Below are 22,399 nucleotides of genomic sequence, written 5' to 3'. Positions count from 1 at the left end.
GATCACAGCATCTCGAGCGGCACCTTGTGGTCGGGCGCGGGGAAGGCGCGGTCCAGCGCCGCGAGGTCGTCGGCCGTCAGCCGCAGGTCCAGGGCCGCCGCGTTCTCCTGGACGTGGTCACGGGTGGCGGCTTTGGGGATGGCGATCACCGAGTCGTCGCGCAGGACCCAGGCGAGCGCCACCTGCGCAGGCGTCGCGCGGTGGGCGGCCGCGACCTCGCGCAGCGCGGCGGAGCCGAGCAGGCGTCCCTGCTCGATGGGCGAGTACGCCATGACGGGCATCGAGCGCCGCCGGCACTCGGGCAGCAGATCCACCTCGGGCCCGCGGCGGCTGAGGTTGTAGAGGATCTGATCGGTCTGGGGGGTCGTCCCGGCGGGAAGCGCGGCCAGGTCGTCGACGTCGAAGTTGCTGACCCCCCACGAGCCGATCGCCCCGTCGCCCACGAGGGAGTCGAATCCCGCTACGGTCTCCGCCAGCGGCACACGTCCCGGCCAGTGCAGCAGGTAGAGGTCGATGCGGTCGGTGCCGAGCCGGCGCAGGCTCGCATGGCAGGCGGCCCGCACCCCGTCATGGTCGGCGTGGCTCGGCAGAACCTTGCTGACCAGGAAGACCTCGTCCCGGCGGCCCGAGATCGCCGCGCCGACCAGGCTTTCGGCGCTGCCGCCGCCGTACATCTCGGCGGTGTCGATCAGGGTCAGGCCGAGGTCCAGGCCGGTTCGCAGCGCGTCCATCTCCTCGCCACGGCGTGCGGGATCCTCGCCCATGTACCAGGTCCCCTGGCCGAGTGCCGGGACCAGGACGCCCGACGGCAGCGCGACGGTGCGGATGGCCGTCATGCGACTTCTCCTCCTCGCCGGCTCCTGACACCGTTGCGGACCAGTGTTCTCATGCTGCTCCCTGATGAGTTCGCCAGGCGCCCGCGGGTGAGGCGGGCCCAGCTCAAGGCATTCCCTCGAATTCAGGGCATAGGTCCCGTCTCTGGTCAAATGTCGCCATCGATGTGCCCGGCTCGTCCGAGGCACGCCGATTCGAAGAGAGCTCGACGCGAAAACAGGCCGGGCACGAGGCAACAGGGAAGGCCGTCCCGCTGCGACCGAGCAACCATCGGCGCTTGTGTACGCAACGTGTATCCGGCGAGGGGCGGTAGGTAGCCGGTCACCGGCGCGGGTACATCCAGCCCGGGGAACGGCACGACGGGGGGATGATGCCGTGATGACCGACGAGATCGGCTTGGACGGGCGGCGCGCGCTGGACGCGCTCATGCACCTGGCCGAGCGGGCGGGGCCCGCGGAGCTCACGGAGCTGGTCCGGCGGGCCGCCGCCTCGATGGGCATCCGCGACGCCACGATCTTCCTCACCGACCTGCAGCAGGACGTGCTGATCGCGGTGTCCGACGCCAAGACCCACGAGCAGCGGCGCTACGCGATCGACGACAGCCTGCCCGGCTGGGCCTACCGCAGCACCTCCATCCGCGTGTCGGAGTGCGAAGGCCAGGGACTGTTGGTCTGGCTGCCCCTTCACGACGGCGTCGAGCGCATCGGCGTCCTGCGCCTGGAATGCGGCGCGCTCGACGCGCCGACCCTGCGCTTCGGCCGCTCGCTGGCGGCGCTGCTCACCCTGATCGTGCTGACCAAGAACGCCCGCAGCGACAGCTTCGAACGCCTCCAGCGCATCCAGCCGATGAGCCTGGCCGCCGAGATGGTGTGGGCGTTCCTGCCGCCGCGCACGCTCAAAGCGCCGTACACCACCTCCTGCGCCGTGCTGGAGCCCGCCTACGACGTCGGCGGCGATGCCTTCGACCACACCCTCATCGACGGCGTCCTGCACGCCACCATCCTGGACGCCATGGGCCACGACCTGCTGGCCGGGCTGATCTCGTCGGTGGCGATGGCGGGCTGCCGCAACTCCCGCAGGGCCGACGCCGACCTGTCCGAGCTGACCAAGCTGGTGGACCGCACCATCGCCGACACTTTCCCCGACCGCTACTGCACGGCCGTCTTCGCCCGCATCGAGCTGCGTAGCGGCGAGCTGACCTGGACCAACTGCGGGCATCCCGCCCCGCTGCTGATCCGCGACCAGCGCCTGATGCCGGACGCCCTGGAGCGGCCCACCATGCCGCCCCTGGGCCTGGGCGAGCTGAGCGGCGGCGACGGCCCGCCCGTGCACAGCCACCGGCTCGAACCCGGCGACCGCATCCTGCTTTACACCGACGGCGTCACCGACGCCCGCTCCGCCTCCGGCCAGCGGTTCGGCCTGGACAACTTCGCCGACTTCCTCATTCGCGCCACCGCCGCAGGCGAGCCCGCCTACGAGGCGTTGCGCCGCCTGATCCACGCCATCCTCGCCCACCACGACCAGCGGCTCACCGACGACGCCTCGATCGTGCTGCTGGAATGGCAACCGAGCCACGAGCACCCGGCCGCCACCCCTGTCCTTTGACACGGCCCCCGGGAGGTCAGGGCAGTGCGGCCTCGAAGCCCGGACCGCACGCGCGGCCCGGCCGGGGGAACAGGCCAGTTCTCGCAGAACGACTCGGTTTCGGCGTTGCAGGAGTCGATTCCGGGGCCGCTCGTGCTCGCCGGAAGGGGGCCGGTGATGCGTGCGGTGTCGTCCCCTGATGCCATGAGGACGCCGATGCTGGAGGCGCCGGGTGAGCACCCTACAGGAGCTGCGCGGCCTGCCGGACACGAGTGGGGCGGGGGCGTCCACGCTCGGCGCCGGCGTGGTGCTGTCGCGCGTCGAGGAGGCGAAGCTGCCGGTGCTGTACCGCCCCTTCATCCGGACCGACGTGCTCGTCCACCAGGCGGACGATGGCGAGCAGGCCACGGGGGTCGTCGGCGGCGTTCGGGGACTTCGACGGCGACGGCCGTGACGACCTCGCGTTCGGCGTGGCGGGCATGGACCAGGCGGCCCTCCGGCCCGGCGGGACGATCAGCCCGTTCGCGGCGTTCGGAGACCCTCGGGGGTGCGGGCCGCGGCCCAGGACATCAGCTCGGCTCCCAGTCGTTTGCTCCAGGGGCGTACCAGAGAGCACAGCTCCTGACAGCGGTCGTCGCCGAGCGCGGCATAGGGGGCCGTGCTCATCCGGTCGGTCGCCTGTTCGATCGCCTCGCGTTCCCCGCGGCCCCGCTCGGTCAACGAACCGTCGCTGAGCCAGCCGCGCTCCCGCAGCCTGCTCACGGCGGCCGCCCAGTCGGTCTTGGTCCAGCCGCGGGTGACCCGGAGCGTCTCGGCCGGGACGGCGCCGGTGGCGGCGTGGGAGACGAGGGCTTCGATCCCGCTGAGCCCGGCGGTCAGCAGGGCGGCCAGGTGGCCGTCGCCGCGATACTCGCGCAGCAGGGTCGCGGCATGCCAGAGCACCAGGTGCGGCTCGGCGGGCCAGGGCAGTGCGGTGTGCGCGGCGTACAGCGGCCGGCCGCCCAGCTCGCCCGAGACCGCTTCGGCCGCCTCCCGCGCCAGCCCCGCCGCTCGGGACATCTGCGGCGAGTCGACCACGTCGCCGAGCACCTGGCGCAAGGTCGTGTCGGCCGCGTTCAGCCGGGCGTCCAGGATGTCGGCCGGGGCGGCGATGTGCCATGCGGCCGGTAGCGCCTGACGTACCAGTCGCGGATTGAAGTTGTAGAAGGTGGCGACCACCGCCTCAGCCGGAACCGGGCCGAACGCGGCCGCCCGGGATGCGAAGTACCCCATCCGTCCCGTCAGCCCGAGCTTGCGGTAGGCGGCCTCCGCCTGCGGCGAGAAGTAGATCATGCCGTGCAGGGGCTCCAGCGTCCGCCAAGTGCGGCGTTCCCACGTCATGCGGGCGAAGATACCGACCGGTTGGTAGCGCGTCTACTGGTGCGGCAGCGGGCGGCGATGCCGTCACTGCCCCCGACGTGACCGCGGGCGCCGACACGCTGCGCGAGGCCCTGCGAGACCGCACCGCGAATCCGGCCGGCACGTGAGTGATCACGCCTTGACCTGGGGAAATGCGCCGAGGGGGCATGGATCGACGCGTGAGGAGAGGGTATGGGCGGGCGCACGGCGCAGGTCCGGGTGGCGAGGAAGACGACCCGACAGCACGGGGCCCACGCACCCGGCGGGTCCGCCGGCCCTGCGTCATCGGCCGGCAGTAACCGTGGATTCCCCTGATGGCCGTCGGACGCGACTGGCCGATCCAGGCCAGGATGGCCGCGCTGGCCGCGCTGATCGGCGCCGTCCTGTGCGCGGTCACGGTCGGCATCTTCCCGCGCTACTCCTACGCCGTCGCGGCCGAACGTCAGGTCCGCGACGCCTACACCGCGGTCCTGCACCTGGTGCACGCCTACGCCCACGAACCGGTACCCGCCGTCGTCACCTCCATCGGGGACACCGGCGTGCAGGTGGTCGACCCCGCGGGACACGTGGTGGCCTCGACCCGGTCGCTGGCCGGCCGGCCGCGGATGGCCTCCTTCGTCCCGCCGGCCCGCTCCGACGGCGAGGATCACGTCGTCTGCGACATCGCGGACGCGAAGGGCTGCATGGTCGTCGCAGCGTTGTGGGTGCCCGCGGGCGGCGGCGACCTGCTCGCCTATGGGTTCCGGCCCGCCCCCGCCTGGTACGTCAGCCAGGCTCTGGCCGTGCTGGTCGCGGCGATCTCGCTGGCCTGGGTCTCGTTCGTGGCGGGCGGCGCCTATCTGGTGGTGTACCGGGCGCTGCTGCCCGTCGAGGGCGTCTGCCGGGAGCTGACGGAGATCACCGCGACCGACCTGAGCCGCCGCGTGCCGGTCCCCGCCTGCCACGACCAGACGTGGGGCCTGGCCACGATCGTCAACCAGACCCTGCACCTGCTCGAGACCGCCTTCCAGCGCGAGCGGCGGTTCACCTCCGACGCCTCCCACGACCTGCGCAACCCGATCACCGGCATGCAGGTGCAACTGGAGGAAGCCATGATGGACGGGGGCGGGACCGACTGGCCCGCCACTGCCCGCACCCTCATGGGCGGTCTGCAACGGCTGCAGGCCATCGTCGCCGACCTGCTGGTGCTGTCACGCCTGGACATGGGCGCGCAGGTGCCCGCCGAACCCGTCGAGCTGAGCCGGCTGGTGTCCGGCGAACGCGCCGGCCGCGGCCGCGTCAAGCGCCTGGAGTCCGATGTGCAGGACGGCATCATGGTCACCGGCGACCGCATGTCCCTGGTGCGGCTGCTGAACAACCTGCTCGACAACGCCGAACGGCACGCCGCATCCACCGTGACCGTCATCCTCAACCGCCAGGACGAGCACGCGCAGCTCATGGTGTGGTCATCTGCGACTCCGCCACCGGCGCCTGCTTCCTGGCCACCATCGCCGCTCATGAAGCGTCCGGCACGCCGCGGGAGCCTGCCTGATCGCCCCCCCGGGCAGCGCGAGGACGCGGCACCTGGCCGTGAGCCCGGATCAGCGGCGGTACCCGGCCATGGCCTCCAGCCGTGCGATGCGGTCGGCGATCGGCGGGTGGGTGGGTGGAGAAGAGCCTCCCGATGCCTCCGCCGCGGAACCGTCTCCCCCGCCGAAGAACCCGGCCATGTAGGCCAAACAGGTGACCATGCAGGACCGGCGAAACGTACAGCCGGGGCATGGGCCGGCGCGCTTCTTCCGCCAGTTCGCGGACCATCTGGTGCAGCTCGGGCCAGTCACCGGGGGCGGCCGGCTGCGCGTGCATCGCCGACAGCGCGACCAGGACGGCGGTCTGGATCCCGGTGCCGTGACGCATGGCGTCCTCCTTCCTCGGACACAGCCGGCACCAGCGACGCCGGACCTGATCACAGCAGCAGGTCGAAGACCCGGATCGTGCGGGTCCACTCCCTGCTCGCCGGATTCCTGTGGTCAGGCTCGACGGCTCTCATCGTCCTGGCGAGCGCCACGGAGAGCCCGCCCGCCACGACCGGAAGCCGGGCCTCGGCCTCGTCGCTGAGCGACAGGTCCAGCGGAGGCAGTGCCGTGAGGTCCGCCAGGATCGATGCCAGGTCCAGTTCCTCATCCAGGTCCTGGAAGTCGTGCATGCTCTCCTGCAGCCCCTTGGTGATGGGCAGGTCCCAGGGCTGGATGATGTCGCGCCCGTTCGACTTCGCGGCGGCCTCGGCGACGACGAGCATGTCGTGGAGCTTCCGGTTGATGAAGTCGCTGTATCGCCTGAGGTCGGACTTGTCCACGTCCAGTCCGGCGACGGTGCGGAAGAAGTGCTCGAACCTGGAAATCGCGATCACTGACATGTGGATCACCTTCCTTGCTGTCGATGCCCTGTCCTGGAAAATCTTTCGTACAGCAGGCGTATGGCCATGGCGCCCTCCCCGACCGCGGACGCGACCCGTTTGACCGACCCGCTGCGGACGTCCCCCACGGCGAACACGCCCGGCCGCCCGGTCTCCAGGGGAAGGGCCTCCCCGTGCGACGAGCCGGTGCCCGTGGTGACGAAGCCCCGGTCGTCCAGCGCGACGGCGCCCGCCAGCCAGCCGGTGTGCGGATCCGCGCCGATGAACACGAACAGCGCGTCGGTCTCGATCTCGATGGGCTCCTTCGTCTGGTTGTTCTGGGCGCGGACGGCCCGCAGGGAGCCGTCCCCGAGCAGTTCGCGGACCTCGGTGTGGAACATGATCTCGATGCCGGGCGTACGGCCGATCGCGTCGATGAGGTAGCGGGACATGCTCTCGCCGAGATCGCCGCCGCGGACGAGCATGCGCACTGACGAGGCGTTCCTCGACAGGTAGAGTGCCGCCTGGCCCGCGGAGTTGCCGCCGCCGACGATCACCACCGGCGCCTGCCGGCACATGCGCAGCTCGAACGGCGTCGCCGCGTAGTAGACGCCGCAGCCTTCGTACTTCTCCAGGCCGGGAACGTCGAGCTTGCGGTAGCGAGCGCCGGTGGCGATGAGCACGGCGTGGCCCCGCACGCTGGGCCCGCCCTCGATGAGCACGCGGTAGTGGCCGTCGTCGGACTCCAGCCCGCTCGCCTCGGCCGGTACGGTCAGCCGGGCGCCGAACTTGTCCGCCTGGATGACAGCGCGTTCGGCGAGCTCGGCGCCGGAGATGCCCGACGGGAAGCCGAGATAGTTCTCGATGCGGGAGGAGGTGCTCGCCTGGCCGCCCGCGGCGACGGCGTCGAGCACGACCGTGGCCAGGCCCTCCGAGGCCCCGTACACGCTCGCGGCCAGGCCGGCGGGCCCCGCGCCCACGACGATCAGATCGCACACGTCGTCGCCGGACCGCGGCGCGGGCAGGCCGATGGCCTTGGCCAGCGTGGCGGTGGTCGGGTTGCGCAGCACCTGGTCCCCGTGCCAGATCACGACCGGCGTCTCCCACGGGGGGATGCCGAGCCGGCGCAGCAGCGCCTCCGCCTCCTCGTCCTCCTCCAGGTCGATCCACCGGTGCGGAAGCCTGTTACGGGCGGCGAACTCGCGCAGCCGGCGGGCGTCGGGCGAGTAGCGGGAGCCGATGATACGGAAACCGGCGTCCATGCCGATCAGCAGGGTACGGCGGGTCAGGTAGGCCCGCAGGACGAGGTCCCCGAACTCCGGGTCACCGGCCACCAGCGTGCACACCTGATCGGCCCCGACGGCCAGGATCTCACCGGCCTCCCGCACGACCGCGGTCAGGAACCCGACCTGGCGGGTGAGCAGGCCCAGCTCGCCGAGGAAACGTCCGGGGCCGTGGACGGCGATCGTGCGCTCCTCCGCGCTGCCGTATCCCTCGACCGTGGCCGCCTTGCCGCGCAGGATCACGATGAACTCGCCGGCGGGCTCGCCCTCCCGGTAGAGGATCTCGCCGGGGGACACGGACCTGCGCTCGCCGTGCCGCGACAGGTCCGCGATGCGCCGCTCGTCCAGCCGGGGGTAGGCCCCGTACAGGTCCGGCGTCTCGGGCAGGGTGGCCGGCGACCGCGTCATGACGGCGTCCTCAGCGTGTCCTCGACCCATTCGCGTAGCTGGGGCGCCGGGGCCGCGCCGACGCGTTGCGCCACGACGCGGCCCTCGTTGAGCATCATGAGCGCCGGAATGCCGGTGATCGTGAAGCGCTGCGAGAGGGCCGGGGACCGGTCCACGTCGACCTTCACGAGTTTCACCCGTCCCGCCATCTCCTGGGCGACTTGTTCGAGCGCGGGCGTGACCATCCGGCACGGTCCACACCATTCCGCCCAGAAGTCGACGAGCACCGGCAGGCCGGCCCGTTCGGCGACCTCCGCGAAGGTGTCGTCGCCGGCGTCGGTGATCCACGGCAGCGGCTGGTGGCAGTTGCCGCAGCGGGGCGTCCCCGAGGCGGCGTCAGGAACCCGGTTCGGTCTTCCGCAGTGGGCGCAGCGCACGGTGCGCATCTCAGCCCCCCGGGGGGTAGAAGGTGACGTTCAGCTCGCCCTTGTCGGCGCCGACGACGACGGTCGAGCCGTCGGGGACGTCTCCGGCGAGCAGGGCCCGGCCGATCCTGGTCTCGACCTCGCGAGCGATGAACCGGCGCAGCGGCCGGGCGCCGTAGACCGGGTCGTATCCCTGGTTGGCGATGAGCTTGCGGGCCTCCTCGGTGACCTCCAGGGTGAGCCGCCGGTCGGCCAGCCGCTGCCGGATGTCGGTGAACATCAGGTCGACGATCCGCTCGATCTCCGCCTCGGTCAGCGGCTTGAACAGCACGACGTCGTCGATCCTGTTGAGGAACTCGGGCCGGAAGTGCCGGCGCAGCTCCGCCATCACGCCGTCGTGGGCCTCGGGCTTGATCTCGCCGTCGGTGGTGATCCCGTCGAGCAGGTGCTGGGAGCCGATGTTCGAGGTCATGATGATCACGGTGTTGCGGAAGTCGACGGTGCGGCCCTGCGCGTCGGTCAGCCGGCCGTCGTCCAGGACCTGCAGCAGCGTGTTGAAGACGTCCGCGTGGGCCTTCTCGATCTCGTCGAAGAGCACCACCGAGTACGGCTTGCGCCGCACCGCCTCCGTGAGCTGCCCGCCCTCCTCGTAGCCGACGTAGCCGGGAGGGGCGCCGACGAGGCGGCTGACCGTGTGGCGTTCCTGGTACTCGCTCATGTCGATGCGGACCATGTTGTCCTCGGTGTCGAACAGGGCCTCCGCGAGGGACCTGGCCAGCTCGGTCTTGCCGACGCCGGTCGGCCCGAGGAAGAGGAACGACCCGATGGGGCGTCTGGGGTCCTTGATGCCCGAGCGGGCGCGGATGATGGCGTCGGCCACCAGCCGCACGGCCTCCTCCTGTCCGACGACGCGCTCGTGCAGGATCTGGTCGAGCTTGAGCAGCTTGTCCCGTTCGGCCTCCTGCAGCCGGGCCACCGGGATGCCGGTCCAGCGGGAGACGATGTCCGCGATCTCCCTCTCGGTCACCACCTCGCGCAGCAGCCGGTGACCGCTCTGCCGGGAGCCCAGCCGCTCCTCCTCGGCGTGCAGCCGGCGCTCCAGCTCGGGCAGCTTGCCGTGGCGCAGCTCGGCGGCCCGGTTGAGGTCGTAGTCGCGTTCGGCCTGCTCGGCTTCACGCCGCACGGCCTCAATCTCCTGTCGCAGGCTCTGGACCTTGCGCAGGGCCGAGCGCTCGGCCTCCCACTGAGCCCGCATCGCTTCGGCTTCGGCCCGCGTGGCCGCCAGTTCCTCGCGCAGCTCGGCGAGACGCTCCCGGCCGGCCGGGTCGTCCTCCTTGTCCAGCGCGGCCTCCTCGATCTCCAGCCGCCGTACCCGCCTGGTCAGGGCGTCCAGCTCGGCCGGCATGGAGTCGATCTCCGTCCGGATCATCGCGCACGCCTCGTCCACCAGGTCGATCGCCTTGTCCGGCAGGAACCGGTCGGCGATGTAGCGGTGGCTCAGCGTGACGGCGGCGACGAGCGCGCTGTCCTGGATCTTCACGCCGTGGAAGACCTCCAGGCGTTCCCGCAGGCCGCGCAGGATCGAGATGGTGTCCTCGATCGAGGGCTCCTCGATCAGCACCGGCTGGAACCTGCGCTCCAGGGCGGCGTCCTTCTCGATGTGCTTGCGGTATTCCTCCACGGTGGTCGCGCCGATCATGTGCAGCTCGCCGCGGGCCAGCATCGGCTTGAGCATGTTGCCGGCGTCCATGGCGCCCTCGGTCGCCCCGGCTCCGACCACCGTGTGGAGCTCGTCCACGAACAGCAGGATGCGTCCCTCCGCCGCCTTCACCTCGTTCAGCACGGCCTTGAGACGTTCCTCGAACTCCCCGCGGTACTTGGCGCCGGCCACGAGCGCGCCCATGTCCAGGCTGAAGACGGTCTTGTCGCGCAGTCCCTCCGGGACGTCGCCGCGGACGATGCGCTGGGCCAGCCCCTCGACGACCGCCGTCTTGCCGACTCCGGGATCGCCGATCAGCACCGGGTTGTTCTTGGTCTTGCGGGAGAGGATCTGGATCACCCGCCGGATCTCCCCGTCCCGGCCGATCACCGGATCGAGCTTGTCCGCCCGGGCGTCGGCGACCAAGTCGCGCCCGTACTTCTCCAGCGCCTCGTAGGCCACCTCCGGCATGGCCGAGGTGACGCGCTGATTGCCCCGCACGGCGGTGAGGGCCTCCAGGAACCGATCCCTGGTCAGGCCATGGCCGTGCAGGAGACGTCCGGACGCCGTCGTGGGTCCCTCCTCGATGAGGGCCAGCAGCAGGTGCTCGACGGAGACGTACTCGTCCTTGAGCCGGCGTGCCTCCCGGTCGGCCGCGTCGAGCAGCCGCGACAGGCGCTGGGTGAGGAACACCTGGCCGGGCGCGGCGCCCGGGCCGCTGACCTTGGGCCGCCGCGACAGCTCGTCCTCCAGGTCGGCGCGCAGGCGCGGCGGATCGGCGCCGGCCTGCTCCAGCAGCCTGGGCGCCAGCCCTTCTGGCTGGTCGAGCAGGGCCAGCAGGAGGTGTTCGCCGTCGACCTCGGTATGGCCGAAGCGCAAGGCTTTGGTCTGCGCGTCGTGCAGGGCTTCCTGCGACTTCTGCGTCATCCTGTTCGGGTCCACTCCAGCCCCCTAGCGTGGTCGTGGGAGGTCGTGCAGGGCGGCCTCCAGCTCCCCGATCCGGTCGAGGAGGTCGATCACCACGCCGATCGCGGCGTAGTTGATGGACAGTCCTTCGTGCAACCGCTGGATGCGGGCCGCCGCCGCCACCTGGGCGGGCATGAAGCACAGCTCTCCCCTGGCGTTCCTGGCCGGCTCCAGCAGGCCGAGCGCCACCAGCCGGCGCACGACCTGCGGGTGCAGGCCCGTGACCCGCGCGTAGGCGTCCAGGTCGAGCCGGACCTCGCGAACGAGCGCGTAGCTCATGGGCGCCTCCTGGGGTCGAAGTGCGAGACGGCGGCGAGCTGCTCGAACAGGCGCCGCTCCTCGTCGGAGAGCCTGGGCGGCACCATGATCCGGGACTCGGCGTAGAAGTCGCCCGCGGCCCCGCGCGGCCGGGGCATGCCCCGGCCTTTCAGTCGCAGGCGGCGGCCCGTGGATGTGCCCGGCGGCACCTTCACCTTCGCCTCGCCGCCCGGCGTGTCGACGGCGACCGTGGCGCCGAGGGCCGCCTCCCAGGGAGTCAGGGGCAGCGGCGCGTAGATGTCGCGGCCCTCCACGCGGTAGCGGGGATGGTCGGCGATCCGCACGATCAGGTGGAGGTCGCCCGGCTGGGCTCCCTCACTGCCGTGCCCGCCCTGGCCCGCGAGCCTGATCCGCTGCCCGTTCGTGACACCGGGCGGGATCGTGACGTCCAGCCGCCTGCCTCCGGGCAGCGTGATGCTGCGGCGTCCGCCGTGGTACGCCTCCTCCACCGTCAGCGTCAGCTCCGCCTCCTGGTCGGCGCCGGGCACCGGCCCCCACTGCCGTCGGCCCCGGCCCCCGAACATGCCGCCGAGCAGGTCCTCCAGGTCGATGCCCTCGTCCGCGCCGAAGCCCTCGGCGCCGGCCGAGCGCCACCGGCCGCCCCCGGCACCGGCCCCCGCGCCGGCCCGCGCACCCGCCCCCGCGCGGCTGCGCGCGCGGGCCCAGTCCGCGGGATCGACGTCGGGCGGCACCTGGCGGAAATCGTGCCCGAACGCGTCGTAGCGGCGACGCGTCCCGGGATCGGAGAGCACGCTGTAGGCCTCCGAGATCTCCTTGAACCTGTCCTCGGCGCCGGGATCCTTGTTGACGTCGGGGTGGTAGGCGCGCACCAGCTTGCGGTAGGCCCGCTGGATCTCGTCGGCGTCGGCGTTCCGGTCGACGCCGAGCACTTCGTAGAAGTCCCGGCGTTCGGCCATCACTCCACCTTCTTCGCGACGGCCACGACGGCCGGCCTGAGCTGCCGCTCGCCGTCGCCGTAGCCGGGTCTGAGGACCTCCACCACGGTGCCGGGATCGACGTCTTCCCGTCCGACCGTCGTCACCGCCTCGTGGCGGGCGGGGTCGAAGGGCACGCCGGTCTCGTCGTGACGGGGATAGCCGAGCTTGCCGAGCAGGGTGACCGCCTGGTCCCGTACCGCTCGCACCCCTTCAAGCACCGGGTCCCCGCCACCGTCGCCACCGACCGCGTGGCTCAGCGCGAGCTCCAGGTTGTCCAGGACGGGCAACCACCCGGCCGCCACCTTGGACCGCTCCTCGGCCCTGATCCGCTCGGCGTCGCGTGCGATGCGCTTGCGCAGGTTGTCCAGCTCCGCGACCGCCCGCAGCCACCGGTCCTCCAGCTCGGCCAGCTTCGCGTCGGTCTCCGCGGGCGCGGCGTTCTCCGCGGGCGCCTGTCCGCTCCGCGTGGTGGGCGGGCCGGCCTGGTCCTGGGTCTCGGATCTGTGCTCGTTCATGTCACTTGGGCTCCGAGGTCGTGAACTCGGCGTCGATCACGTCCTCGTCGCTGCCGCCGGGGGCGTTCTCCGTCCTGCTCTGCGGCGGCACGCTCGGCCCGCCGCCCGCGGCGGCCCCGAGCCCGTGATAGACCTGCTGCAGCTCTCCGCTGAGCTCGCGCAGCCGCTCCACCGGCACCTCTTCCTTGATCGCCTGCCTGGCCTCCTGGACGAGCTGCTCCCCACGCGCCTTCTCGTGCACGGGCACGGCGTCGCCGAGCTCCTCCAGACGGCGCTCTACCTGGTAGGCGACCGAGTCCAGCTCGTTGCGCGCGTCGACGGCCTCGCGGAGCCTGAGGTCCTCCGTACGGTGCTGCTCGGCGTCGGCGACCATCCGCTCGATCTCCGACTTGTCCAGGTTGGCGCTCTCGCTGATGGTGATCCGCTGCTCGGCACCGGTGTCCTTGTCCCGGGCCGAGACGTTGAGTATCCCGTTGGCGTCGATGTCGAAGGTGACCTCGATCTGCGGCACCCCCCGCGGCGCGGGCCGGATGTTCTCCAGCCGGAAGCGTCCGAGCACCCGGTTGTCGGCGGCGCGCTCCCGCTCCCCTTGCAGGATGACGATGTCGACGGCGTTCTGGTTGTCCTCGGCCGTGCTGAAGACCTCGGTACGGCGCGCCGGGATCGTCGTGTTGCGCTCGATGACCTTGGTCATCAGGCCGCCGAGGGTCTCCACGCCCAGCGACAGCGGCGTGACGTCGAGCAGGACGACGTCCTGCACCTCGCCCTTGATGATCCCGGCCTGCACCGCCGCGCCGATGGCGACGACCTCGTCCGGGTTCACCGTCATGTTGGGGTCCTTGCCGTCGGTCAGGCGGCGCACGAGATTCTGCACGGCGGGGATCCTGGTCGACCCCCCGACGAGAATCACCTCGTCGATGTCCGCGGGCCTGAGCTTGGCGTCCTGCATCGCCTGCTGAACGGGAGTGACGCAGCGCTCGACCAGGTCGGCCGTGATCTGCTCGAACGTGGACCGCATGAGCGTGGTGTTGAGGTGCTTGGGCCCCGAGGCGTCCGCCGTGACGAACGGCAGGCTGATCGTGGTCTGGGTGACCTCGGAGAGCTCGACCTTGGCCTTCTCCGCCGCCTCGAACAGGCGCTGCAGAGCCTGCGGGTCGTTGCGCAGGTCGATGCCCTGGTCCCGCTGGAACTCGTCGGCCAGGTGGTCGACGATCCGGCGGTCGAAGTCGTCACCGCCGAGATGCCCGTCCCCGGAGGTGGCGCGGACCTCGACCACGCCTTCGCCGATGTCCAGGATGCTGACGTCGAAGGTGCCGCCGCCCAGGTCGAAGACCAGCACGGTCTCATTGGACTTCTTGTCCAGCCCGTACGCGAGCGCCGCCGCCGTCGGCTCGTTGATGATCCGCAGGACCTCGAGCCCCGCGATGCGCCCCGCGTCCTTGGTCGCCTGGCGCTGGGCGTCGTTGAAGTACGCGGGAACGGTGATGACCGCCTCGGTCACCTTCTCGCCGAGGTACTTCGCCGCGTCCGCGACCAGCTTGCGCAGGACGAGCGCCGAGACCTCCTCCGGCGCGTACTGCTTGTCACCGACCTGGAAGCGCACGGCTCCCTGGGGCCCCTCCACGACGTCGAAGGAGACGGCGTGCTGCTCGCTCCGGACCTCGTCGTAGCGGCGGCCGATGAAGCGTTTGGCGGAGTAGATCGTTCCTTTCGGGTTGAGTATGGCCTGGCGGCGGGCCAGCTGGCCGACCAGCCGTTCGCCCTGATCGGTGAAAGCCACCACGGACGGCGTCGTCCGGGAGCCTTCGGCGTTGGGTATCACCGTGGGGTGGCCGTCCACCGTGGCGGCGATCACCGAGTTGGTGGTACCGAGATCGATGCCGACTGCCTTCGCCATTTCTCGCTTCTCCTCGTGCTGGCTTTTCTGGCTCTAACCGGTCATTCCTCGGAATCCGGTCATCCCTCGGAGCAGTTCATGCGCCTTGGCCGCATGCCCCGACTCGACGAGGACCTCGTACTTGTCGGCGACGAGGGCGGTTTCTGAGATGAAGTCCCGCTGACCGCGCAGCATCACGTGCGAGATCAGGCCGAAGACCGCTCCTGCCACCGCACCCCACAGCAGCCCCCACAACAGCAGGGGCAGCCCGGCCGCGACAGTGGTGGTGAAGATCGCCAGGAACAGGCCGATGAGGAACCCGAACCAGGCTCCGCTCGCCGCGCCCCAGGCGGCCGCCCGCAGATGGGTCATGCGCGCGATGACCCGCTCCAGCGAGTGCAGGCCGGTGCCGACGATGAGCGTCCCGCCCACGGTGAACCCGTGATCGGACAGGTAGTCAACGACCTTCTGCGCCTCCTCGTAGCTGCCGTAACTTCCGATGAGCTCGCGGTTGGTCATGATGGGGCCAGACGGCGCGATGGACACGGCTCCTCCTCTGCTCCTCGGGCTGAGACCCTCGAGACCTCGATGCGGACTCGGTGGCCTGCGCCTTCGACATGTCGCGAACGTCCACATTCGAGCCTTGCGCACGCTTTTCGCGGCCACATCCCCCAAGTGGGTAGTCATCGCCGTGGCCCCCATGGCCCCGTGGCCCCGTGGCCCCGTGGCCCCGTGGCCCCGTGGCTCAGGCGTGGCCTCCACCGCGCGGCGGATCGAAGCCCTCCCGTGTCCGCTCCGCCGCGAGCCGCGCGAGCTCGACCCGGGACCTGATGCTCAGCTTGCGGAAAACCTGTTTCAGGTGGAACGCGACCGTATGCACGCTGATGAACATCTGTTCGGCGATCTGGGGATTGGTCCGGCCGTCCGCCGCGAGCAACGAGACAGCGTGCTCGGTCTCGGTCAGGCTGTCCCAGCCGGAGACCGGGCGTTCGGCGTAGCTCCAGTGCCGGTGGCGTACCCCCATGCCGCGCAAGGTCCGGCGGATACGCGCGGCGTCCCTCACTGAGCCGATCTCGTCGTACGTGTGCAGGGCGCGCTCCAGGCTCTCCGCGGCCTCCACGCGCCGGCCTGCCCCGGCGAGCACCTTGCCGAGGTCCTCCTCGGCGGAGGCCCGCGCCCACACGTCCTCGGCCCGCCCGGCGGCCAGGGCGAGGGCGTCGCCGTCCCTGTCGAGCAGGCCCCTGGCATGCGCCGCGGCGGCGCCCAGCGCAGGAAACTCCTGGTTGGCCCCGCCGAGCGCCTCCGCGGCGGCGACCACGGACCCGGCCGCCGCCCGGTCGCCCGCGCCCAGGGCGACCCGGGCCATCCACGGGCCGGCCGCGGGTTCGAGGGTGAGCAGCAGCGGGCGGGGCAGGCCGGCGAGCAGGCTCATCGCACTGCGCGGCCCGTCGCGGGCCTCCGTGACCTGCGCGGCCAGCAGGGCGTGCCGCAAGCGGGCCTCGGCCGCTCCCCCGGGCTGTTCCCCGAGATGATGCGCTGCTCCCCGCAGGTCGCCGCGCCGCAGCGCGACGGCGGCGAGCACCGCGCAGGCCGCCGCGGCCGACAGCGGCGTGTTGAGTGCGCCGGCCAGGTCCAGGGCGCGCCGCGCCTCGGTGACCGCCTCGTCGAAACGGCCCGCGAGCAGCTCCAGGCGGGCCTCCAGCGCCGAGGCGTCCGCGGCCCAGGCCAGATGACCGTGGCCGAACATGTCCTTACGCGCCTGGCGCAGCATCGCCCGCGCCTCGTCCAGCCGGTGGACGTCGACGAGCACGCCGGCCGCGATCAGGCAGGCCTCGTACCGGTGTTCCTCCGGAGAGCCGGCCCCGGCCGGCCGGCCGGCGCTCTCCGCCAGGGCAAGCGCGCCGGAGAGCCTGCCCTCGTGCCGCTCCGCGGTGGCCAGGGCGACCAGCGCGGCGCTCCTGGCCGCGTGTCCGTAGCGGTCCTTCCCGTCGATGATCTCCTGCGCGTACGCCCGCGCGGTGCCGTCGTCCCTCAGGAGCGCCGTGGCGTACAGCCGGACCAGGGTCGCCCGCTCGCGTACGTGACCAGGCAGACCCCGGACCGCCAGCACCGTCTCGGCCTCGTGGATCGCCTCGTCTCCCCTGCCCGTCAGGTACATCGTGTCCGCCAGCAGGCAGCGGAGCTCCGCCGAGCCGTACACGGAGCCGTGCTGGGCCAGGCCGCTCCGCACCATCTTCTCGGCCTCGTGAAGCCGCCCGCTGGCGATCGCCGCGTCAATGGCGACAGAGGCCGGGCCGGTGAGCACGCGAGCCGGCCCCACCCTCTCGGAGCCCATGAGAACGCCGGACTGGTCGAGCAGGGCCTGCCGCACCGACGGAGGGGTGCCCGCGACGACGATGTCCGCGACCAGTTCGTGACGGAAGACCAGGCCGTGCTCGGTCACGATCAGGATGCCCGCGGCCGTGGCCTCCTCCGTGACCGGGAGCAGCGCGGCCGGCGTGGTGTCGAGCAGCGACGCGGCGTGCTCCAGCGACAACGAGCGGCCGAGCACGGCGATCGTCACCACCAGGCTCCTGGCCTCCGTGCTCAGGGTGTCGATCCAGCCCCGCACCACGATCCGCAGCCGGCCGGGCGCGCCGGCTCGCGCCGCGTCCCGCAGCAGCCCTTCGTCGCGCAGTCCCGCGAACAGCTCGGTGATCAGCAGCGGATTGCCGCCGGTCCTCACCGCCAGCGCCCGCGTCGCCGGATCGGACGCCCTCCCGAGGGTGTCCTCGGTCAGCGCCACGACCGCGGCCGGTGACAGTGGCGCGAGCGTCACCCTGTCGGCCCCCTCCCGCTCCAGGATGTCGAACAGCGACACGGCCTGGCACGTGTTCGGCGCGGTCGAGCGGAACATCAGCCAGCTGATGGGCCGGCCGGCCAGGAGGTCGTGCAGTACGTGCACCATCCTCAGCGTCGCCGGGTCCGCCCGTTGCAGGTCGTCGAACGCGGCCAGCACCGGCACCGTGGCCAGCCGCTCGAAACCCGACCGCAACCGCTCCAGGACCGGCGGACCGGAGCGGGCGGAGCCGTCGCCGCCTCCCGGCTCGGGCCGCAGGCCGAGGGCCTCCAGCAACATGCCGCACGGAGCGAGCTCGCCCAGCTCCTCCACCCTGCCGTGCACGACCCCGATCCCACGCCCGGACGCCTCCGCGACGGCTTCGGCGAGCAGCAGGCTCTTCCCCGACCCCGGCTCGCCGTCCACCAGCAGCGTCCCGCCGCCACCTCGCCGCAACTTCCGCAGCAGGCCCTCGACGTGACGCCATTCCCGATCGCGTCCCCGCATCATTCCTCCAGCGGAGCGCCTGCCACGACAGGGAGCGGGAAATCCCAAGCCAGGGAACTTTTTTCGCTCCTGACGGGGAACGACTGCCCGGCCGAGGATGCGACTCGCGCCCGCCTCACCGAGGCCGCCCAGGCCCAGGTGGGTGAACGTCCCACGTTGGTCCCTGTGGAACCTCCCTGTCTTGACAACGCTCTCCCCCAGGTCGTACGTCAGCGTCGCCGCGGTCACGTCGGCCTCTGGCAGCCATAGGGAGCCATGCCGTGGGCCGGCGGAGGAGGCCATCGGCCACTCGAGTTCGCCCGCCGCCGCTTCGCCGCCTGACGGCTCGCATCGAGCAGGCAGGACGAGGGACGGTCTTTCGGAGAGCAGGCTTCTCAGCCTTGCGGGCTCAGGCCCGCCACGGCCAGCCGGAACAGCCGGTCCGCACGGTACCGCCGGGTCAGGGCGGTGCTCCGTCGCGACCGCGCAGCAGCTCGCCGCCTGTTACTGCACCGCCGCCACCGCACCTACCCTCGCTCCATCGAACGCACCCGACGCAGCAGCTACCGCGAACGACGCCCAAGCGACAAAGGCATCCGCCACGCTGGGCCACCCACCGTCCAACTCCTGACCACCACCCGCGCCACCAGGCCCAAATGATCTATCTGAACGGCATTGGCCCCAAGCAGAGAGGCCGAATCGGCCGCGGTCCTTACCTTGACGCCGTCTCGGCAGGCGGTCGCCGTCAAGGTCGTCGGCATGTTTCCTTCGATGATCCGGCTAGGGATTGGGGACACGGCCGTGGATGCAGAGCCAGGCAGAGTCCGAACCATCCCGTCGTCCGCCGGCGGAATCGTGCTCACCGGCGAGAAGGCCACCACGCTGCATCCGTCCTTGCGGGAGCGCCTCTGCGGGCCCCTGCTCATCGACCGGCGCCGCTACGCAGGCGGCAAGTCCCGCCGGAAGGCCGACGCGGAGCCGATCAGTCGCGCCTGGCTCCAAGCCCAGCGCGCGTCGGGCGTCGCGAGCGTGTTGACCGACTCCGGATACGTGGGCAAGGAGGACAAGGCCGCGCTACAGAGCGTGCTCAGCCAAGCCAAAGGAGCGGGCGCCGACGTCACCGCCGTACTGCCCCTGCACAGCGACTGGCTGCTGGCGCCTTGGGTGGACCATCTCGTCGATGAGATCTGCTCGCACGAGACGCCGGTGGCGCTCGTGCTGGAGCATCGGGCGATCCCCTGGGCTCTGTCCGGACAGTCGCGGGTCTGAAACACGTGCTGGAACGTGCCACAGTTCCGGTGGGCCTGCTGAGCACGGACGTCTCCGGGCTGGGAGCCGTCGCCCACGGCGCGCTCCGGGCGGCCTTGGGCGCCACCTCTTCGCTGCGTCGTCTCTATCCGGCCGACCTTTCGCCTCCCCCTCCCCCGGACCTTGGGACGCGCCGGCGGCACTCGCTCGTCCTGCCACTCCTGGCGCTGATGACGGTGGAGAAGATCGCCCAGCGCCGGCTGTCGTGGGGGGTGCCCAAGTACTTGCAGGCGTGGGTGAAGTCCTACCCCACGCCCAGCGCGACGGGAAGAGACTGACCTGCTTGACGAAGCACGGCGTCATAGACCACCTCCTCAACCAGTCGTCTCACCCACGTGCGTTCCTGGGCGGGAACGGGTTCAGGTGGATGGACCAACCGGCCGGGTTCTTCCAACGCCACCACGCCGAAGCCGTAGCAGGCGGCATCCACCGCGGCCGGCAACCCTCGCGCCACCACGGTCGGCATCAGGGCCACCCGCTCGCCGAACGACACGAATCCACCGAGATTGTTCCTCGCGGCCACCCAGGTCCTACGCGCTGCGATCGCACCTTGGATGCGCACCGGCGCCGGGCGTGACAGGAAGCCCGGGTGACTGTGGGCGAGGCAGCGCAACAGCAAGGCGTCAGCCGCGGGCGGCAGCCGGTCGCGCAACCGGGCCTCGTGCTCGGCCTCGTCCAGTTCACAAACCACCCATCGCCGGCTGCTCAAGGCCCTGGCCTGGACCACACGCCACCCCTCCCAGCCCAGAGCCTCCAGCACCTGCGGCAGCGCAGCCACCGCATCGGCCAGCATCCGCGTCGTCATGCCGTACCACCCTGGCGGTGATCGGCTCGCGACACGGGGCCGGCCAGCCAGAGAAGGGGCGCCACCTCGCCGCGGGCGCCGGCACCGGCACCGGCACTGACTCTTCTGCGGAAGCCGTCACGTGCCGAGGATGGATGAAAGCGATTCACAGAGGTGATCAGGATGATGTTGTTGTTGTTCGACAGGCGGAACACCTTCACGTCGCCGCCCGCACCGGCCGAGCCGGGCGCGTAGCCCAGGATGCCGTCGTAGCGGAAGTCGCCCGAGGCCACCAGGCGCTCCCGCTCGGCCACGGACGCGGTCACGATGGAGGACTGCTTCTTCGGCCGGCGCAGCCGGAACAGCGGCTTGCCGCCGGGGAACGGCGCGGCCGACAGGTAGTACAGCGGTGTCTGCGTGGTGGACCAGCCGTGGTGACCGATCGCGGCCTGCTCCGTCTCGCCGGCGGTGCAGAAGAAGCCGCCCTCCTTCGTCACCAGCTCATAGAGCCGCACCCGGTGCTCGGCGACGCTGGTGGCCGCGTGCCCGGCGGCGGCGGCGCCGGCCTGGGTGGCGACGGGGGCGGCGGGCTCACGATTCTTCGACCAACGCGCAAGCGTCCTCACCAGTCGGGGCGTACCGGGGCCGGGCCCTGGGGAACCGAACCGCGGACCAGCGCCTGGAGCGCCTGCCGCGTGTGGTCGAGGGTCTCCGCCCCCACCTGGCGGGCCCAGTCGTCCTCGACCTCGCGCCACAACGCCGAGAACAGCCGCTCCACGCCCGCGCCCCGCTCGGTCGGCATCACGATCTGGCTGCGGCGGTCATCGGGGTTGGGCCGGCGTTCGACATAACCGCCGGACTCCAGCTCGGCGAGGAGCTGGGCCGAGGCCTGCTTGGTCATCCCGACCAGCCGCGCCAGCTCCCCGGCCGTGGAGCCGCCGCGCCGCCTCAGGTACGCCAGCGCGAACCCGTGCGCCGGGCGCAGCCCGTCGTGCCCCTCGTCGGCGAGCCGTTCCCGCAGGCGGGTCGACAGCACCCGGAACGCCATGGCCAGCAGCAACGGCAGCTCGGTCGCCTCTTCGGCCATCACGGCGTCCCCTTTGGACAAGTGGCTTGACCATTTCCGGCTCAGGAGTCTACCGTTCCCGAGAAAGACAAGTTGCTTGTCTATCTAGAGGAGAACCATGACGAAGCAGACGCTCATCGAGGACGTGCGCATCTTCGACGGGGAGCGCGTCACCGGCACGGGCGGCGTCCTCATCGACGGGGCCGAGATCACCCATGTCGCTCCCCGCATCCCCAGGCGTCCCGGCTGGGAGATCGTGCCTGGCGACGGGCGCACCCTGCTGCCCGGCCTGATCGACGCCCACACCCACGCCGCGACCGCCGAGCATCTGCGCAAGGCCCTCGTCCAGGGCACGACGACCTGCCTGAACATGTTCTCCTACCCGCTCGCCGAACTCGCCGCGCTGCGCGAGGCCGCCGCGAGCCGGGACGACGTGGCCGGCCTGCGCAGCTCCGGCATCCTGGCCAGCGTCCCCGGCGGGCCTCCCGACGTGCCGGGGCTGCCCAAGGTGAGCGGCCCGGAGGAGGCCGAGGCGTTCGTCGCCGCCCGCGCCGCGGAGGGCTCCGACTACATCAAGATCGTCCTGGCGGACCCGGCCACGCCCGCGCTCGCCCCGGAGACCGTGCGCGCCCTGGTCACGGCCGCCGCCCGGCGCGGCCTGCTGACCGTGGCGCACGCCCCGAGGCACGCCGCCGCCCAGGTCGCCCTCGACGCGGGCGTGGACATGATCACGCACGCCCCCCTCGACACGCCGCTCACGCCCGCGTTCGCCCGCACGATGGCCGGCGCGGGGCGCACGGCGGTCCCGACGCTGACCATGATGCGGCGCATGGCCGACACGTACGGGCTGTCGTACGAGGCCGCCCGGGACAGCGTCGGGGCCCTGCACCAGGCGGGCGTGCCGATCCTGGCCGGCACCGACGCCAACGAGGGCGGCGGCCCCGCGCTCGTGCCGTTCGGCGAGGCCATGCACGACGAACTGGCCCTGCTGGTCGAGGCCGGGCTGACGGAGACGCAGGCGCTGGCCGCCGCCACCTCCCTGCCCGCCCGGCACTTCGGGCTGCGCGACCGCGGCCGGATCGCCCCGGGCGCCCGCGCCGACCTCCTCCTGGTCGACGGCGACCCCACGGCCGCCATCGCCGCCACCCGCGACCTGGCCGGCGTGTGGCGGCGCGGCGTCCGCGTCAGAACGTGACCAGCGGGTCCCCGATGAAGTTGACGAAGAAGAACCCGAAGAACAGGAAGTTCAGCACGAGGATCACGTAGTGCCACGGCCCCGGCCGGGGCAACCTGCTGTGGGGGTAGATCAGCGCGCCCAGGTTCGAGGAACTCCGCGTGGA

19 protein-coding genes and 1 pseudogene are annotated in these 22,399 nt (G+C 71.7%); 5 read left to right on the top strand and 15 right to left on the bottom strand.

The annotated features are described in order from the left end of the window. Nucleotides 1–2 precede the first annotated feature (2 nt). Nucleotides 3–836: an aldo/keto reductase gene (locus MF672_RS30885; protein WP_242371006.1), complete on the bottom strand. Its 834-nt coding sequence runs from the start codon at nt 834–836 to the stop codon at nt 3–5. Between the two features lie 376 nt (nt 837–1,212). On the opposite strand from MF672_RS30885, the gene MF672_RS30880 reads away from it, so the two are divergent. Continuing rightward, nucleotides 1,213–2,439, top strand: coding sequence for a PP2C family protein-serine/threonine phosphatase (locus MF672_RS30880; protein ID WP_242371005.1), 1,227 nt, complete (start codon nt 1,213–1,215; stop codon nt 2,437–2,439). Nucleotides 2,440–2,650: 211 nt separating this feature from the next. After that, entirely contained in the window at nt 2,651–2,872 is a 222-nt protein-coding gene (locus MF672_RS52520) for a hypothetical protein (RefSeq protein ID WP_242371003.1), read from the top strand. Between the two features lie 59 nt (nt 2,873–2,931). On the opposite strand, the gene MF672_RS30870 is transcribed toward MF672_RS52520, so the two are convergent. Further along, nucleotides 2,932–3,798, bottom strand: a complete 867-nt coding sequence (locus tag MF672_RS30870) for an SCO6745 family protein (protein ID WP_242371001.1) — start codon at nt 3,796–3,798, stop codon at nt 2,932–2,934. Between the two features lie 332 nt (nt 3,799–4,130). On the opposite strand from MF672_RS30870, the pseudogene MF672_RS52260 reads away from it, so the two are divergent. Next, nucleotides 4,131–5,009: pseudogene (locus MF672_RS52260) on the top strand (sensor histidine kinase); the annotation flags it as partial. 752 nt (nt 5,010–5,761) lie between these two features. Here MF672_RS52260 and MF672_RS52255 read toward each other — a convergent pair. The 10 genes from MF672_RS52255 to MF672_RS30820 form a co-directional block, all read right to left on the bottom strand. Further along, a complete protein-coding gene (locus tag MF672_RS52255) occupies nt 5,762–6,211 on the bottom strand; it encodes a DUF1931 family protein (protein ID WP_407654807.1) in 450 nt (149 codons plus the stop codon). A gap of 5 nt (nt 6,212–6,216) precedes the next feature. Continuing rightward, nucleotides 6,217–7,881 (bottom strand): FAD-dependent oxidoreductase, encoded by a 1,665-nt coding sequence (locus tag MF672_RS30860; RefSeq protein WP_242370997.1) that lies wholly within the window; start codon nt 7,879–7,881, stop codon nt 6,217–6,219. After that, on the bottom strand, nt 7,878–8,306 hold the full coding sequence (trxA, locus tag MF672_RS30855; RefSeq protein ID WP_242370995.1) for a thioredoxin: 429 nt from the start codon (nt 8,304–8,306) through the stop codon (nt 7,878–7,880). The genes MF672_RS30860 and trxA overlap by 4 nt, the downstream gene beginning before the upstream one ends. Nucleotide 8,307: 1 nt before the next feature. Then, complete coding sequence (clpB, locus tag MF672_RS30850; RefSeq protein ID WP_242371212.1) at nt 8,308–10,911, bottom strand: ATP-dependent chaperone ClpB; 2,604 nt, start codon at nt 10,909–10,911, stop codon at nt 8,308–8,310. 24 nt (nt 10,912–10,935) lie between these two features. Continuing rightward, nucleotides 10,936–11,229 (bottom strand): chaperone modulator CbpM, encoded by a 294-nt coding sequence (locus MF672_RS30845; RefSeq protein ID WP_242370994.1) that lies wholly within the window; start codon nt 11,227–11,229, stop codon nt 10,936–10,938. Beyond that, nucleotides 11,226–12,185, bottom strand: a complete 960-nt coding sequence (locus MF672_RS30840) for a DnaJ C-terminal domain-containing protein (protein WP_242370992.1) — start codon at nt 12,183–12,185, stop codon at nt 11,226–11,228. The genes MF672_RS30845 and MF672_RS30840 overlap by 4 nt, the downstream gene beginning before the upstream one ends. Then, nucleotides 12,185–12,721 carry a nucleotide exchange factor GrpE gene (locus MF672_RS30835; protein ID WP_242370990.1) on the bottom strand — a complete coding sequence of 179 codons (537 nt, stop codon included), beginning with the start codon at nt 12,719–12,721 and terminating at the stop codon, nt 12,185–12,187. Before MF672_RS30835 ends, MF672_RS30840 begins: the two co-directional genes overlap by 1 nt. Before the next feature lies 1 nt (nt 12,722). After that, nucleotides 12,723–14,618, bottom strand: coding sequence for a molecular chaperone DnaK (gene dnaK, locus MF672_RS30830; RefSeq protein ID WP_242370989.1), 1,896 nt, complete (start codon nt 14,616–14,618; stop codon nt 12,723–12,725). Between the two features lie 33 nt (nt 14,619–14,651). Further along, nucleotides 14,652–15,143 carry a YflT domain-containing protein gene (locus MF672_RS30825; RefSeq protein ID WP_242370988.1) on the bottom strand — a complete coding sequence of 164 codons (492 nt, stop codon included), beginning with the start codon at nt 15,141–15,143 and terminating at the stop codon, nt 14,652–14,654. Nucleotides 15,144–15,342: 199 nt separating this feature from the next. Next, the gene (locus MF672_RS30820; protein WP_242370987.1) at nt 15,343–17,922 is read right to left on the bottom strand and encodes a LuxR C-terminal-related transcriptional regulator; all 2,580 of its coding nucleotides are present in this window, start codon (nt 17,920–17,922) and stop codon (nt 15,343–15,345) included. An 834-nt stretch (nt 17,923–18,756) separates the two neighbouring features. On the opposite strand from MF672_RS30820, the gene MF672_RS30815 reads away from it, so the two are divergent. Beyond that, a complete protein-coding gene (locus tag MF672_RS30815; RefSeq protein ID WP_242370986.1) occupies nt 18,757–19,170 on the top strand; it encodes a hypothetical protein in 414 nt (137 codons plus the stop codon). A 283-nt stretch (nt 19,171–19,453) separates the two neighbouring features. Here the strand turns inward: MF672_RS30815 and MF672_RS30810 are convergent, their stop codons facing one another. The 3 genes from MF672_RS30810 to MF672_RS30800 are packed head-to-tail and all read right to left on the bottom strand — an operon-like array spanning nt 19,454 to nt 21,080. Beyond that, nucleotides 19,454–20,014 carry a hypothetical protein gene (locus MF672_RS30810; RefSeq protein WP_242370985.1) on the bottom strand — a complete coding sequence of 187 codons (561 nt, stop codon included), beginning with the start codon at nt 20,012–20,014 and terminating at the stop codon, nt 19,454–19,456. After that, nucleotides 20,011–20,619, bottom strand: coding sequence for a hypothetical protein (locus MF672_RS30805; RefSeq protein WP_242370984.1), 609 nt, complete (start codon nt 20,617–20,619; stop codon nt 20,011–20,013). Before MF672_RS30805 ends, MF672_RS30810 begins: the two co-directional genes overlap by 4 nt. Then, a complete protein-coding gene (locus tag MF672_RS30800; RefSeq protein ID WP_242371210.1) occupies nt 20,616–21,080 on the bottom strand; it encodes a MarR family winged helix-turn-helix transcriptional regulator in 465 nt (154 codons plus the stop codon). The genes MF672_RS30805 and MF672_RS30800 overlap by 4 nt, the downstream gene beginning before the upstream one ends. A gap of 97 nt (nt 21,081–21,177) precedes the next feature. Here MF672_RS30800 and MF672_RS30795 point away from each other — a divergent pair, with 97 nt between their 5' ends. Further along, entirely contained in the window at nt 21,178–22,254 is a 1,077-nt protein-coding gene (locus MF672_RS30795) for an amidohydrolase family protein (protein WP_242370982.1), read from the top strand. Nucleotides 22,255–22,399 lie beyond the last annotated feature (145 nt).

The sequence above is a fragment of the Actinomadura luzonensis genome (assembly GCF_022664455.2).
Taxonomy (GTDB): Bacteria; Actinomycetota; Actinomycetes; order Streptosporangiales; family Streptosporangiaceae; genus Nonomuraea; species Nonomuraea luzonensis.
The sequence above is the reverse complement of the archived record's forward strand: the minus strand, read 5'-3'. Positions and strand labels throughout refer to the sequence as shown.